Origin of the sequence: Candidatus Pseudothioglobus sp. Uisw_086 (genome assembly GCF_048085745.1) — a bacterium.
Lineage (GTDB): Bacteria > Pseudomonadota > Gammaproteobacteria > PS1 > Pseudothioglobaceae > Pseudothioglobus.
In genome coordinates, this window is sequence record NZ_CP159803.1 from 1,125,863 (window position 1) to 1,140,135 (window position 14,273).

General features: G+C 35.5%; 19 protein-coding genes and 1 tRNA gene. 9 read left to right on the forward strand and 11 right to left on the reverse strand.

Translation table 11 applies throughout. The annotated features are described in order from the left end of the window. Positions 1-35 precede the first annotated feature (35 nt). Positions 36-407, forward strand: a complete 372-nt coding sequence (locus ABXT49_RS05615) for a hypothetical protein (RefSeq protein WP_416651073.1) — start codon at positions 36-38, stop codon at positions 405-407. A gap of 77 nt (positions 408-484) precedes the next feature. Then, positions 485-1,354 (forward strand): DMT family transporter, encoded by an 870-nt coding sequence (locus ABXT49_RS05620; protein WP_416651075.1) that lies wholly within the window; start codon positions 485-487, stop codon positions 1,352-1,354. A 7-nt stretch (positions 1,355-1,361) separates the two neighbouring features. Here ABXT49_RS05620 and ABXT49_RS05625 read toward each other — a convergent pair whose 3' ends face one another. Both ABXT49_RS05625 and ABXT49_RS05630 read right to left on the reverse strand, forming a co-directional pair. Further along, the gene (locus ABXT49_RS05625; protein ID WP_416651077.1) at positions 1,362-1,586 is read right to left on the reverse strand and encodes a hypothetical protein; all 225 of its coding nucleotides are present in this window, start codon (positions 1,584-1,586) and stop codon (positions 1,362-1,364) included. Between the two features lie 26 nt (positions 1,587-1,612). Further along, positions 1,613-1,915 (reverse strand): hypothetical protein, encoded by a 303-nt coding sequence (locus tag ABXT49_RS05630; RefSeq protein WP_416651079.1) that lies wholly within the window; start codon positions 1,913-1,915, stop codon positions 1,613-1,615. A gap of 160 nt (positions 1,916-2,075) precedes the next feature. On the opposite strand from ABXT49_RS05630, the gene ABXT49_RS05635 reads away from it, so the two are divergent. Further along, the gene (locus tag ABXT49_RS05635; RefSeq protein ID WP_416651080.1) at positions 2,076-2,930 is read left to right on the forward strand and encodes an alpha/beta hydrolase; all 855 of its coding nucleotides are present in this window, start codon (positions 2,076-2,078) and stop codon (positions 2,928-2,930) included. Here the strand turns inward: ABXT49_RS05635 and ABXT49_RS05640 are convergent. Continuing rightward, complete coding sequence (locus ABXT49_RS05640) at positions 2,927-3,760, reverse strand: phytanoyl-CoA dioxygenase family protein (protein WP_416651082.1); 834 nt, start codon at positions 3,758-3,760, stop codon at positions 2,927-2,929. The two genes, ABXT49_RS05635 and ABXT49_RS05640, sit on opposite strands and share 4 nt — an antisense overlap. A gap of 130 nt (positions 3,761-3,890) precedes the next feature. Between ABXT49_RS05640 and ABXT49_RS05645 the strand changes: the two genes are divergently transcribed. Both ABXT49_RS05645 and ABXT49_RS05650 read left to right on the forward strand, forming a co-directional pair. Beyond that, positions 3,891-4,115: a DUF6356 family protein gene (locus ABXT49_RS05645; RefSeq protein WP_416651084.1), complete on the forward strand. Its 225-nt coding sequence runs from the start codon at positions 3,891-3,893 to the stop codon at positions 4,113-4,115. A gap of 40 nt (positions 4,116-4,155) precedes the next feature. Beyond that, a complete protein-coding gene (locus ABXT49_RS05650) occupies positions 4,156-4,623 on the forward strand; it encodes a hypothetical protein (RefSeq protein WP_416651087.1) in 468 nt (155 codons plus the stop codon). Here ABXT49_RS05650 and ABXT49_RS05655 read toward each other — a convergent pair whose 3' ends face one another. Next, complete coding sequence (locus ABXT49_RS05655; RefSeq protein ID WP_416651089.1) at positions 4,624-4,974, reverse strand: nucleotide pyrophosphohydrolase; 351 nt, start codon at positions 4,972-4,974, stop codon at positions 4,624-4,626. 105 nt (positions 4,975-5,079) lie between these two features. Here ABXT49_RS05655 and ABXT49_RS05660 point away from each other — a divergent pair, with 105 nt between their 5' ends. The 3 genes from ABXT49_RS05660 to ABXT49_RS05670 all read left to right on the forward strand — a co-directional run bounded on the left by ABXT49_RS05660 (position 5,080) and on the right by ABXT49_RS05670 (position 7,223). Further along, entirely contained in the window at positions 5,080-5,466 is a 387-nt protein-coding gene (locus ABXT49_RS05660) for a hypothetical protein (protein WP_416651091.1), read from the forward strand. 90 nt (positions 5,467-5,556) lie between these two features. Further along, positions 5,557-5,886 carry a nuclear transport factor 2 family protein gene (locus tag ABXT49_RS05665; protein ID WP_416651093.1) on the forward strand — a complete coding sequence of 110 codons (330 nt, stop codon included), beginning with the start codon at positions 5,557-5,559 and terminating at the stop codon, positions 5,884-5,886. Positions 5,887-5,969: 83 nt separating this feature from the next. Continuing rightward, on the forward strand, positions 5,970-7,223 hold the full coding sequence (locus tag ABXT49_RS05670; RefSeq protein WP_416651095.1) for an NAD(P)/FAD-dependent oxidoreductase: 1,254 nt from the start codon (positions 5,970-5,972) through the stop codon (positions 7,221-7,223). Between the two features lie 19 nt (positions 7,224-7,242). On the opposite strand, the gene ABXT49_RS05675 is transcribed toward ABXT49_RS05670, so the two are convergent. From ABXT49_RS05675 to ABXT49_RS05685, 3 genes are all read right to left on the reverse strand, one after another. Further along, positions 7,243-8,556 carry an NAD(P)/FAD-dependent oxidoreductase gene (locus ABXT49_RS05675; RefSeq protein ID WP_416651097.1) on the reverse strand — a complete coding sequence of 438 codons (1,314 nt, stop codon included), beginning with the start codon at positions 8,554-8,556 and terminating at the stop codon, positions 7,243-7,245. A 21-nt stretch (positions 8,557-8,577) separates the two neighbouring features. Beyond that, positions 8,578-9,732: a saccharopine dehydrogenase C-terminal domain-containing protein gene (locus ABXT49_RS05680; protein WP_416651099.1), complete on the reverse strand. Its 1,155-nt coding sequence runs from the start codon at positions 9,730-9,732 to the stop codon at positions 8,578-8,580. A 94-nt stretch (positions 9,733-9,826) separates the two neighbouring features. Next, positions 9,827-10,858, reverse strand: a complete 1,032-nt coding sequence (locus ABXT49_RS05685; RefSeq protein ID WP_416651101.1) for a trans-3-hydroxy-L-proline dehydratase — start codon at positions 10,856-10,858, stop codon at positions 9,827-9,829. 105 nt (positions 10,859-10,963) lie between these two features. Between ABXT49_RS05685 and ABXT49_RS05690 the strand changes: the two genes are divergently transcribed. Further along, a complete protein-coding gene (locus tag ABXT49_RS05690) occupies positions 10,964-11,965 on the forward strand; it encodes an Ldh family oxidoreductase (RefSeq protein WP_416651103.1) in 1,002 nt (333 codons plus the stop codon). Positions 11,966-11,972: 7 nt separating this feature from the next. Here the strand turns inward: ABXT49_RS05690 and ABXT49_RS05695 are convergent, their stop codons facing one another. The 4 genes from ABXT49_RS05695 to ABXT49_RS05710 all read right to left on the reverse strand — a co-directional run bounded on the left by ABXT49_RS05695 (position 11,973) and on the right by ABXT49_RS05710 (position 14,236). Beyond that, complete coding sequence (locus ABXT49_RS05695; protein ID WP_416651105.1) at positions 11,973-12,290, reverse strand: hypothetical protein; 318 nt, start codon at positions 12,288-12,290, stop codon at positions 11,973-11,975. Between the two features lie 32 nt (positions 12,291-12,322). Further along, a complete protein-coding gene (locus tag ABXT49_RS05700; RefSeq protein ID WP_416651107.1) occupies positions 12,323-13,510 on the reverse strand; it encodes an acetyl-CoA C-acetyltransferase in 1,188 nt (395 codons plus the stop codon). A gap of 58 nt (positions 13,511-13,568) precedes the next feature. Further along, positions 13,569-14,105 (reverse strand): PaaI family thioesterase, encoded by a 537-nt coding sequence (locus tag ABXT49_RS05705; protein WP_416651109.1) that lies wholly within the window; start codon positions 14,103-14,105, stop codon positions 13,569-13,571. A gap of 55 nt (positions 14,106-14,160) precedes the next feature. Further along, positions 14,161-14,236 (reverse strand) — tRNA-Asn (locus ABXT49_RS05710). Positions 14,237-14,273: the final 37 nt, after the last annotated feature.

Sequence of the window (14,273 nt, forward strand, 5' to 3'; positions counted from 1 at the left end):
ATGTTAAGCTTAAAATTTTTTTAGAAAGTGGAATCATGTCTTTAGCTTTTATTTATAGGCTTAACGGTCTTCTTGGACTTTTTTGGGCTTCTTCTTTATGGTTTGGGGCTGATATGATGGCTGCGGCCTATGGGTGGGAAGTTACGCGTCCCATGATCACAATGGCTCAACTTTTAGGTACATCATTTTTTTTTACCGCAATAGTCTTTCTAATGCTTCCAAATTGGACATCTGAGAGGCAACTAAAAAAAGCTACTAAAACTCTGATTCTTCTTCAATTTATCTTTCTTACAGTTCAAGTTTTTCATATATACACTAAAGCAATTCCATCAGGAGGCATGCAGTACTTTGGAATTGGCTTAAGTAGTTTATTTATTATCCTTTTCTACTGGAAATCTCGCGCCTAAATATTAATTTGTTCTATCTTAATACTCTAAAGGAGGTCATAATTGACCTCCTTTTTTAATATCTAACAATAATACTATTGAACTCTAAGCAAATCTTATTAGCTCTTATTGTTCCTATTACCTGGGGCTTAGGGTTTACTCTAGCCAAAATTGGAATGGAGCAGTTTCCAGCTCTCCTTATCATGACAATTCGCTTTGGTATTGCAGGTTTAATTCTTGTTTGGTTTACAAAGCCACCATGGGGTCATATGCGTGAAATTTTTGTTGTTGCACTTATTGGTTCAACTATTCAATATGGTCTTACCTACAATGGCCTCAAAGGTATTGATGCCTCTACTGCAGCAATTCTAGTTCAGCTTGAAGGTCCAATTTTAGCAATTATGGGAGCATTTCTATTAAAGGAAAAACTTGGTATTACTAGGACATTAGGAATGGGACTTGCTTTTGTTGGTGTCCTAATAATTGTAGGAGAGCCCAGACTAAATGGTCACCTTGATAGTGTTTTATTATTAATTGCAGGCTCTGCTGTATGGGCGGTCGCACAGATAATGATTAGCCGACTTAAAGATCTCTCAGGAATTACCATATTGGCTTGGGTTGCAATCATGGCTACCCCGCAAATGTTTATAGCATCTTTACTAATTGAAGATGGACAGTGGCTAGCAATAACAACTGCTAGCTTCATTGACTGGTCAATAATTCTATACTTAGCATTGATTATGACTGTATTAGGTTATAGCGTTTGGTATCACTTATTGAGCAATGTGGATGTAAGCAAAGTATCACCTTTTTTGATGCTACTTCCAATTACCTCAATCATTGCGGGAATAGTTCTTCTTGATGAAAAATTAACTTCCTCAATGATATTGGGAGGTTTGTTAATCATGTCTGGGGTTGCCAGCACACTTATTAATTGGAACTGGCCAAGGAAACAAATTAACTTATAACTATAATTTATTTATAAAATGGATCAACCGACTCAAATTGTGTCGTTAATTTTCTGACCCATTTAGAGAACATAATTCCCTTATTAAGTTGCAGAGAATTATTATCTGACCGAGAATTTTTCACCTCGTCTCCATTTAATGGAAGCTCCATTTGCTCTTGGAGAAATTTAGATTCTTTATCTAAATCTTTTCTTAAATCTTTTAATTTATCAATCACACTACTTTCTGACATTGACTATCACTCCTAATTAAAATTATTTATGTACTGCGCTTTTTGAGATTTCCTTTAGAATTTTTTAAGGAAGCCTTGTACTTGCTATCCCATTTCTTACTTAGCTTTGATGAAGTGAGATCTTGATAATCGACACCACTAATATCTTTAAACTCAGAAATTGCATCTTCCATAGCTGTTTCAAATACCCCTGAAAGAGTCATGCTATATCCAAACTGTTCTGCAGCAGTTGCAGCTCCTTTAAACGCCTCAAAAATAGGTCTGCGAATTCTTACGCTAACCACTCTCTTTTCATCCTCTTTTTGATTTTTTGTTATGTACTTGCCCATCTAAAGATTTATCTATTTAAAAACTAATATGAAGTATACACTTTTTGTATACATTAAGTATTAATATTAGTAATCTTTTTGTATACAAATAATAAAGTAATTATAAAAAAATAGAAAGCTATAATTAATTCAAAATAAATTTCATATAATTCATAAAATAATGCACATAAGATCATTAGAAGAATCCATTAAGCTTGATGAGAAAAGGTTTAATAATTTACGCCCAAATACAGAAAAAAAAATTATATGGGCGGACAAATCATCCATTAAGACAAAAATAAGCCTAGTTTTTATTCATGGTTTTTCAGCATCCCGATTTGAGTTGAATCCAGTAATTGAAAATGTAGCTAAAGAACTTGGGGCGAATATTTTTTTTACAAGACTTACTGGTCATGGACAGGATGGGCAGTCTCTTGCAGATGCGACTCTAAATGATTGGATTAAAGATACAGATGAGGCTATTAAAATTGGCGCTATACTGGGCGATAGCATTGTTTTGATTGGATCCTCTACTGGCTGCTCATTAATTCATACTATTCTTGAACAACAACAAAATATATCCTCTGTTATTTATGTTTCACCAAACTTTGGCACAAAGTCATTCAGAGGTCAATTACTTAGAATTCCTGGAATCAAAAACCTTCTACCAATTATCTTTGGTAAAGAAATTTCATTTAGCTCCCAAAACCCTGACCATAAAAAATGTTGGACATTAAGTTATCCTCCTGAGGCTTTACTAACGATTAAAGATTCAGTTATGGCAGCTCGTAATTGCAATCATAGTAAGATTAAAGTACCCGTACTCTTCTGGTTTTCTGATGAAGATAAAGTTGTATCTGCTAAAGCAACTCGAAGAATTATGTCAAAAATGGGAGGCAATATTAGTACTCATAATCCACCACTTAGTAATGAAGATGACCCATCAAGGCATGGCATTTTGGGTGACATATTGAGTCCATCACAAACGCCAAATGGTGTAAGTAAAATTGTAGACTGGCTTAAAATAAATACCTAGTATTTTCGCTTTAATTTTGCGCCTCTGTAAAGAATATCTGACAGGTTTTTTTCTGCAATTATTCTTTGAGAAACGGTTGTTGGATCCATATTATATTTAGGTCTATCTAAGAAAATTCCGTCTGGATCATTCCTTTTTTGCCCCTTAATATGCGTCCACATATTTTTTCCAATCACTTGCTTTATAGATGGTGGTACATAGGATTGAAGAGAGAACCCTATCCTCCTTTGATTGCTTTTATTAGGTTGAGAGCCATGAATAATTGCTCCATGATGGATTGACATTTCACCTGGCTTCAATATTAGATCAACGGTCTTACTTTGATCTACACTTTTAATAGCTTGGCCTCTAGTTAGGATATTGTTGTCTGCATAAGTATCCTCGTGTTTTTGTATTGCTAATTTATGGCTACCTGAAATCATCGACATACAGCCTGTCTCAAGGTTACTAGGACTTAGCGCAATCCATGGTGTTGGAAAATCAAAGCTATCAAGGCCCATATAAGTTGCATCTTGATGCCAACTAACATACTGTTTAGAGGAGGGCTCTTTGATAAACATAACCGACGCCCAAAGAGCAATATCAGGGCCAATAAGATCTTCTATTGCATCTACTATGGTTGTATTATGAGCGAGCGCATCTAAAAAAACAAATGAGAGATGTAAATTATTGCGACTCTCTGAATTAATCTCTTCAGGGTATTGCGCCTCTACTTCTTCAAGTTGAATTTTAATAGATAAGGCATCTTTTTCAGAAATAACTCTTATTGGAGATATAAAACCTTCATCATGATACTGCTCAATCTGTTTTTTTGTTAAAACTTTAGGCATTACTCTCATCCTATATATGGATAGTAATTTATTCAAAAAATTTTATTTTATTACAAATATTCAAAAAATTTAACCTTGTTACTCCAATTCTTTATACTTAATAAATTAAATAAACTTTGATAATAATTATATGAATAATATTTTTACTAAACACCCCAATGAGTTTGGATATAACTACTTTCAACATCTCTGGGGGGCATGGAAATATTGCCTTACACTTTTAGGGCTTTTAATTATTGCGCTTATTCACTCTATTTTTCCATTTATTTTTCAAGAAACTGTTAGCAATAAAATTGTAAAGATGGCTGATGAACATAAAAATAAAATGATAAATTCTTCTAAAATTCATCAATAATTCACATAGGCTTGTCAAAAACTAATCTAAACTGCGCATTATGAAATACTTACTGACCATTCTTGCAGCTCTAGTTTTAAACACCTCTGCTTCAGCAGCAATGTCTCCTCGTTTTTATGAAACTGAAATTCTTGGTAACTGGATTTGTAAAGATACTTGGCCTGGGTATACCGCTTTAGAATTTATAAGATACAAGAAAGATGGTACCTGGAATAGTTTTGGTCAACTAATTGTTGACTTTCCAATCGAAGAGAATACAGTTAAAGTGAATTATAGTGCCCTTGGAACTGGAGTATGGGAAATTAATGATCAAAGCTTAGTCAGTATGATTGATTCTATTAAAGTTGTTAATAGGAACCATCCATGGCTTGATGAGTATTTTAATATGGAAGAACAATTTACTCTTAATGATAAAAGATCTGAAGAGATTATTGTCCTGTCTAATGATTATATTAATCTTCAGCCTTCAACTGGCAAGCCATACGAATGTTATAAGGTTGAAATATAACTAATCTTCTCGTTGATTGTATTTCTGAGAATTGCCCTTTGATAAATTAACTGGATATTTTTCAGCATTTTTCTCTAATTTATTCTTAATTGCTTCTTCAATATCAATTTCTAAGATACTGCAAAAACGCAGAAGATACATCGCAATATCTGCCACCTCACTATTAATTTCTTGAATCTGCTTTTGATTAGGAGAATTAGATTCTTCTGGCTTTAGCCATTGAAAAATCTCAACAAGCTCTGAAGCCTCAACACTAAGAGCCATAGATAAATTTTTGGGGTTATGAAACTGCTCCCAATCCCTTTCAATTGCAAATTTTTTAAGCTGGTTTTGTATTTTAGATATATCCATATTTTCACTCGATTGATTAGTAATTAAAATAATAAAAAAAATAAGTATACTTATTATGAGGCTTGAAATTACTCAAGCGTTCAATTAACTTTAAGGGGAATTAATATGGATATTCAAACTATTTGTCACATTTTTTTAATATTGTTTGGTGGTTTTTTTGCCTTTCAACTAACTTTTAACTCAAAAAAGTTTGCAATAGATCTTCGTCTGGACTCGCCACAAGTACCGTATGCGCTTAAGCCAGCAGGATTTCTAATGGGTGGAACGGTTGCAATGCTTATTGTAACGTTTTTCCAAATTGGTATTTTTGAAAGAACTGATACACCAACATTATTAGTTGCAATGGGGTTTTTCTGTACCTTTGCATTTATTTGGAATATGGGTCTATTTTTAAAAGTTTGGCCAACGTTTGATGGTGCTGATCATCATATTAAGAATGCTATTAGGCCTTTAATTCCTTTAATAGTAATCATTATTTACTTCTGGGTATAAAAAAGTTGCTTATTAAACAAAGCAGGTAACATACAATAATGATAATGATAATGATTTATTATAAGAAATAATTTAAATTTAGGAGGCAATATGTCAATATTTAAAGCACAAGAAGCAGCACAAGAAGCAAAAGATATGGCGGCTTATGCAGCAACTATGCATGAAGATTTTCAATTTATCATGCACCTGGACAACTCGACTATGAATAAAGAAAAAACCATGGAAATGTTTACATTTATGATGAATAGTGATGATTTTGTAACCCATGACTCACGCTGCCTTTATGAAAATGATGAGGCTATGGTTACCCATGGCGTAATGAGCTTCCCTGACGGAACTAAAGAATCAGTTCTAGCCTTTATGCAAATAAAGGATGGTCAAGTCATACGCATGGAAACTGGTGCAACACTTCTTCCATAAGCATCATTAATCTCAAATTAAAGGCGCCTTAGGGCGTCTTTTTTGTTTAATATAATGCTCAATAGTTAGGAATTAATTTAAAAATGCATCAAAAAAACCTTTGGCAAGAAACTTCTAAAGAAAAAATTACTTTCAGTAATCTTAAAAAATCAATTACAACGGATTTAGTGATTATTGGTGGTGGCTTTACTGGCTGTTCAGCGGCCCTATCTGCAGCAAAGAATGGGCTATCAGTTACCCTTATTGATCAAAAGATTGGCTATGGCGGCTCGGGCAGGAATGTTGGCTTAGTTAATGCAGGCTTATGGATGCCTCCTGAAAAGGTTGAAAGTATCCTTGGATTAGATGCAGGAGTTAAGCTTAATAAGGCTTTAGTAACTGCGCCTGATTTAGTATTTAGTCTTATTGATGACTATGAAATTAATTGTAGCGCTAATCGATCAGGAACTCTTCACTGCGCTCACTCTGAAAAAGGATTAGAAGATATTAAACTGAGATTTAAACAGTTATCTGAACGAGGGGCTGAATTAGAGCTTTTGGATAAACAGCAGACTCAGCAAAGAATTGGCTCTTCAAAGTTTTTTGGCTCTCTTTTTAATAAAAAAGCTGGAATTATCAACCCTCTAGATTATTGTCTTGGCCTGGCAAGAGCTGCTAAATCTTATGGCGTAAATATCTATGAGTCAACTATAGCAACTGACATTCAATCAATCAATAATGATTGGCTAGTCAAGACAGCTGAGTCCACCATTAAGGCAAAAATGCTCTTAATTGCTACAAATGCCTATCAAAAACCAATTGAAGGCCTAAATCCGTCCAAATACACTTCTGTACAGTATTTTCAAGTCGCAACTAAAGCATTACCTTTAGATCTGGTAAAGTCAGTTTTGCCTAATGGAGAGGGTTGTTGGGATACTGCTAGTGTAATGTCTTCTTTTCGACTTGATGCTGACAATAGACTTATTATTGGTGGAATCGGAAACCTTGGTCATAGTGCCTCCAAGATTCACACTAACTGGGCAAGGAGAAAAATTGAGAGCCTCTTTCCACATATTAAAAATATTGATATTGAATTCAGCTGGCATGGACGCATTGCCATGACAGGTGATCATATTCCTAAAATTCTAAGGCTAGGAAGTAATGCTTATTCAGTTTTTGGCTATTCAGGCAGAGGAATTGGACCTGGGACTTATTTTGGTAAGGCAGTAAGTGAATGCCTTATTAGTGGTGATGAAACCTCTTTGCCAGTTGATCCTTTGGATTATTATCAAGAACCTTTTTCTAAAATCAAGGCAGGCTTTATTGAATTTGGCGCTACTGCAAGTCATTTACTTTGATTAGCATTTAGATTATCTTCTATCTATCTCTTCCAACCCCTTTAAAGCGCTGCTTAGTTGTAAACCATGCACCAAGATCTAAAAATGGTTTTGGTGGAAGCCATTTAGCTTTCTTAATAGCAAGACAATCATTAACAATAATGGATTTTTTTCCGCACGCATACTCAGCTATTCCAATACCAAATGCAGTCCCTTTAGTAATTCCAGAACCATTGAAGCAGCCTGCATAATAGAGGTTATCTGAAAATCTCTCAAAGATATTAGTTTTATTAGCGCTCACACCTTCAACGCCTGAATATAAGAACTCAAATGGAACATGACTTAACTGAGGAAACCTATTATTAAATGCTTGTCGATGAATCTGTTGTCGGTTAATTAATTGCTTATCAGTTAACAGGTGGTGATTGTTATATTCAGCTGTGTTTCTTATTGCAATTCGGTCATCATCCGTTAACCTGATAGTAGCCCCACCACTATGAAGCGATAAAATTCCCCATGATGATTCACTTCCAAGGGTATTAATCTCATCCTTGGTTAAGGCACGAGTAATACTTCCAGAAAGTGTTACTCCAACTGCCCTTTGTTTAGGCTTTGCGCCCTCAAAGGTTTCATAATTACAAGCCATTATGACTTGTTCAGCAGTAATTATTACATCTGGAACCATGACCTTAACAGCCTTACCCAATGTCATCCTTAATACTGGTGTATTTTCATAAAGCTCAACATTACTTGGAAGATTTTTAGCCAATCCAAAAACTAATTTAGCGGGCTGCATTAATGCACCATTTTCAACTTTAACGCCCTTCTTATACCAACTTGTTCCTAGACGATTATGAATTTCCTGTTTAGAAAGAGAAGTGTGTCTAATGTCACGTTTTTTAAGATAGTTAATAAAATGATCACACTCAATTTCAGAGTTGTTATCTGCTGCAGTATGATAAATACCTGATTCTATCCAGTCACAATTGATGCTGTTATCTTTTACTAATGTACGAAGAGAATTAAGACCTACTTGATTAATTCGATCTACTCTTTGGTATTTTTCAAGTTGTGACTCTTGATAGGGGCCTGAAAAATGGCTATGTGCAACAGCATAACCAGAATTTCTACCAGAAGCATTCTGGCCTAGCTCTCTTGCATCAAGCAAGATAATTTGATCTTTAGGGTTAATCTCTGCTAGCCTTCTTGCACAAGAAAGACCTGTAAAGCCGGCACCTATGACAAGCCATTTAGCTTCAAGGTTAGAAGTTAATTTAGGCTGAGATTGCCTAGCAGGAACTAAATCTACCCAACCTTTTGTTTCATTATCAAAAATAGGATTAGCTTGGGCCATAGAAATAATCTAACTTTACTACTAACTTAAATGATCAATTAAAATAAAGTGATCACTTATTTCAGAAGCTTGGTTTAGCCACCTTTTTACTAAATTACTTTGGTGGGGAGCTGCTGATACGCCTACGGGTATCTCTTTATTAATGACAGCTTCAACAGCCAAAGCAACTGAGCAAGAGACTAATTGGGCCATTGCGCTTCCTTTACTATTTCCAAGTGTATCAAGCAAGAATTGCTTATGCCAAACAACCCCTGAGTCGTTTTTAACCTTTAATTCAACAGTTAGAATTACACGATCAACCTCTTCATTTCTATAAGAGTATTTATTCCATAGATCATCACTAATAGCCTTTAGGCGATCCTCTGCAATTTCAGGGTCAAGTGTATCTACCTCAGAAAAAATGTCAGACCAGGCATCTTTCCAACCCTTATATCTCAAAGTTCCTCTAACAAACTGATCAATCTTTAGACCTTCATCCATCTGATATTGCTCTATAAATGGAATGGAATCTCGATTAGGATAAACTTCAAATTCATCTTCACCCCAAGGCATTGGAAGAGGATACAACTCAACAGCCTCCCATGGCTTATACACAGTATAGACTTGGCTATCTCGAATACTAACTGAAGTTGACATTAGAGCCTTTAAAACACCCAATGGAGACCAGCTAAATTTATAACAAAAGTCATTAGGGGCATCACTTAAACCACCACAATAGCTCAAAAAACAATGCTTATTTTCAGCAGAATAAACCTTCGATTTCTTATAATCTTCTACTAGAGCGTGTGACATACTATGATCTATCCCGGGATCAAGACCGACCTCATTAACAAGACATAAATTCTTTTTAAGTGACTCCTCATTAAGACTCTTCATCTCATCTGAAATATAAGAGCTTGAGACAAAATGAGCACCAATTGAAAGACTTAGTTCTGCAACAGGCACGTGAAAATTACCAGGAAGCATTGAAACAACGACATCTCCAGCTATAGCATTTTTCTTAATAGCATCAAGAGAAAATTCTTCAATACGATAATTACCTTCTGTACCTAATAAAGCATCACTTGCTTTTTCAACAGTCCGGTTATAAACAATAACTGAATGGCCATTTTCAATAAGCTTTTTTAGTCCTGGTATTGCAGAAAGACCAGTTCCCAACCAATGAATTTTTACCATTTCATCTCCTTATTTTTTTAATTAAATATATAGTACATAGAATGTTATTTTTTACACTTTTTATTTATAAATAGTTAACAAAATAAATGTATATTTATGACATCTTTGGCCAGGTATCAGTCAATCGATATCCTTCTGGCCAAGGATCATCAGAGTCAAGCATCAACTGATGTGTTCCAGTAATCCAAGCTCTTCCTCGAATCGAAGGAATAATGCCTTTTTTATTACCAATATGCACTTCATCAACTATCTTACAATCAAAACGAGAATCAATAATTGATTGCCCTATCATTCGATCCCCCTTTTTCATCTCACCTTTTGCATTAAGAACAGCCATACGAGCTGAGCATCCAGTCCCACAAGGAGATCGATCGATTTTACCTGGATCTATTACCACTGAATTTCTACTAACCATCACTCCTTTTTCTTTAAATAGTGGAAGCGCAAATTCACAAAAAGAAATGTGATTCCAATCTGAATTTTCAGGATGAGAGAAGCCAAGCTGCTGGTTTGCAGAAGCAGTTATCTTCGCTCCAAGTTCAGAGATGTCCTTTGCTTCATCTGGCTTAATTTCAAAACCAAGTTCATCAGCGTTTACAAGTACAAAACTGTCCCCTCCATATGCCGTGTCTACAGTCAACGTTCCAATTCCTTGTACCTCTAGATTAACGTTAATCTGATCTGCAAAAGAAGTAACATTTTGAATTTCAATACTTTTTGCTTTACCATTTTCACAATAAGCTTTTACGGGAACAAGCCCTCCTGGCGCCTCCAGAATAAATTCTGTAATAGGCTCTTGCATTTGAATGATTCCTCTATCGAGCAATACAGTCGAAACACAAATCGAATTAGAACCTGACATGGGAGGAGTATGCTCTGGCTCCATAATTATGAAGCCCAGTATAGCTTTTTTATTCTTTGCTGGAACTAAAAGGTTTACATGCTTAAAGACTCCACCACGAGGCTCATTCAATACAAACTGTCGTAACTTCTGATCTTTATCAATCCATCGTGCTTGCTCCCACAAACTTTCACCCTTAGGTGGTGAGACTCCTTCAATTATTACATTTCCTACTTCACCTTCAGCATGGCATGAAACTATATGAATTGATTTAGAATTTTTCATTAGGTTAAGAAATTTTTAGTTGTTAATATGTTATCATTTTTTTTTAATTTATTTTTGAGTTCGGTTAACTGCAAATTCAATTCAAATACATAAGGACATAATTCAATGACTTCTAAAACAATCGATATAGGCCTTGATGAAATTTTTAATTTAGCAAAGGCTGCACTTATTAATCATGGCGCTAATGAAGAAAATGCAAATGCAGTTGCAACCACAGTAACTAATGCTGAGAGAGATGGCTCAGTTTCTCATGGTCTATTTCGTATTCCTGGGTATATCAAGGCCCTTCAAAGTAAAAAAGTAGATGGCTCTGCGAAACCAGAAATAACTGAAGTTACGCCAGTAATTTTAAAGTGTGATGCAAAGAATGGATTTGCTCCATTAGCACATCAATATGGTATTAAAAAACTTATCGAAGCTGCTCAAAAATTTGGAATTGCGGGATTATCAATTCAACGCTGCCATCACTTTGCAGCTCTTTGGCCTGAAGTTGAAGCAATCAGTGAGCATGGACTTGTTGGATTGACGTCTGTTTCATATATGCCAGGTGTTGCTCCTTCAGGAGGAGCTACAGCATTATTTGGCACTAACCCAATTGCATTTTCATGGCCGCGCCCTGGTAAAAATCCAATTGTTTTTGATATGGCAACTGCATCTATGGCAAAAGGAGAAATTCAAATTGCTGCTCGTGACGGCCACTCTGTACCACTTGGTACTGGCCTGTCTTCATCCGGAGAATTAACAACTGATGCGTCAGAAATTGATAAAGGTGTTTTACTTCCATTTGGTGGGCATAAAGGTTCGGTCATTGCCCTTATGGTTGAACTCTTATCTGGTCCATTAGTTGGAGAAACCTTCTCTTATGAAACCAAGGAGCGTGATAATGGAGATGGTGGTCCAGCCCAAGGAGGTCAGTTTATTCTTGCTATGTCACCAGAGATTATATCTGGCAAAGATACTTCAGCACAGACCGAAGAGTTTTTAAAAAAATATAATGATATTGATGGGACTCGATTGCCTGGACTAAGAAGACATGAAAATAGAAAAAATATTGACCCAAGAGCAGTTAATTCAGAGCTAATAAATACTATTAAAAAGTTAGCATAACTAAAATCTAAAGCAAACTAGAGTAGAGGTAATCAGCTAAATCAACAGTATCTTTTAGTGGGTTTTTAGTGCAGTAATTAGTGGTTGCTATATATATTAGCTGAGGGTCAGGTAATTTAGGATAGCTCGACGTTTCATAATTTCTTCCAGTATAGTAGCCACTAAACCAAAACATAATCATGTTTTTAACGTCAGCATTTTCTTCTTCTACCAGCTTATTTACAGTTTCGCACTTCATATAGCCAACTGCTGAGTATGAATAACTTGTGCCTACAATTAAAAAATTCCCAAATACAAGTGTCAAGATAACTAGAAATTTTTTCATTAATACTCCTATAGTTCAAGAAATTAATAATACTAATGCATCCTTTCAACTGCAATTGCAACGCCCATGCCGCCGCCAATACACATAGTAGCAAGACCTTTATTTGCCTTATCACGCTCCATACCATGAAGTAAAGTCACCAAAATTCTTGCCCCAGATGCTCCAATTGGATGACCTAAAGAAATTGATCCGCCCGTTACATTCACTTTAGACTTATCCCAACCTAGTGAGTCATTTACAGACATTGCTTGTGCTGCAAACGCCTCATTAGCCTCAATTCGATCGAGTTCAGAAGCTTTCCAGCCAGCTTTTTCAAGACATTTAGCGCTTGCCGGAATTGGACCTGTTCCCATGATAGATGGGTCAACCCCAGCGCTAGAGTATGAAACAATTCTTGCCATAGGTTCTAGTTTCAGCTCTTGCGCCTTAGATGCACTCATGACCATAACTGCTGCTGCGCCATCATTAATGCCCGATGCATTCCCTGCTGTTACAGTCCCATCTTTTGCAAATGCTGGACGGAGATTAGCTAAAGAATCGATACTTGTAGAGTGCCTAGGAAATTCATCACTATCAAAAATAATATCATCACCTCTTCGCTGTGGAATAGATATTGGGGTTATCTCATCTCGAAACAAGTCAGATTTTTGAGCAGCTTCTGTTTTTTGTTGTGACTCCAGAGCAAACTCATCTTGAGATTGCCTTGAATAGTCAAACTTAGTTGCAATATTTTCTGCAGTAACGCCCATATGGCAATCATTAAATGCACACCACAGACCATCTACAACCATAGTATCAACCATCGCCCACGGGCCCATTTTTTTACCTTCTCTTGATTTTGGAAGAACATGACTTGAACGACTCATACTTTCTTGACCACCAGCAATAACTATTTCAGCATCACCGCAAGCAATTGCTTGAAATGCTAACTGTACTGCTTTTAATCCACTACCACAAACTTTATTAATTGTCATAGAGGGAGTTTGATAAGGAAGTCCTGCCTCTATTGCAGCCTGTCTGGCTGGATTTTGGCCACTTCCAGCTGTCAGAACTTGTCCCAAGATAACTTCATCAATTTGATCTTTATTTACACCAGTTTTTTTTAATAATGAAGCTATCACTTCAGCGCCTAATTTATGTGCTGGAATTGAAGAAAGTGAGCCGCCAAATGATCCTAGAGCAGTTCTTGTAGCTGCAACGATAACAATTTTATGATTCATATTAATTACCTTTCCTTAAAAAAAACTTCTAATAATTATAAAGCTTAATAAAAATTAACTACTTTGCTTTTTTATTTATTCTTGCTTTCTGTTTTTCTTTGAAAAAGGCTTTATTTGCAATATACACCTTTTTATGAACTTCACAGTAAACAATAGACTTATCCTTATTTGTTAATTTTGTTATTTTAACTATTTCAAATTCATTTAGCTCTTTCGCTTTTTTCTTAATTTCTTCAAGTTCCTCTATGCTATAAATAAAGTCAGCATAAAGATCCTCTTTTGCAGGCCTTCTAAAGAAAATTTCAGCAGCCTTATCCCAAACCACATAATCATCTCCAATAAGATTCATTAACTGAGTCATTGGAAATGGATCAACAGCGGAAAACATGCTTCCACCAAAAATAGTATTTACATAGTTTGCATTTTTATAGCTAAAAGGAAGTCTGATTTGTATTTTAAGAAAGTCTTCAGAAATATATATAACCTTTGCAGAGGTTCTTCTATACATTGGAGATAAATTAAAACCAAGTTTCAATACTTTTGGCTTGCTAATAAATCTTGCGGCTATTTCTGCAATTTTTTTATACGTAATCATTCTATTAAGTTATAAAAACAAAAAAGACATCCGAAGATGCCTTAGTTATATAAATTGGCTCCCCGACCTGGGCTCGAACCAGGGACACACGGATTAACAGTCCGTTGCTCTACCAACTGAGCTATCAGGGAATAGCGTGAGATTATAACGAGCTATGAATTTTGAGTC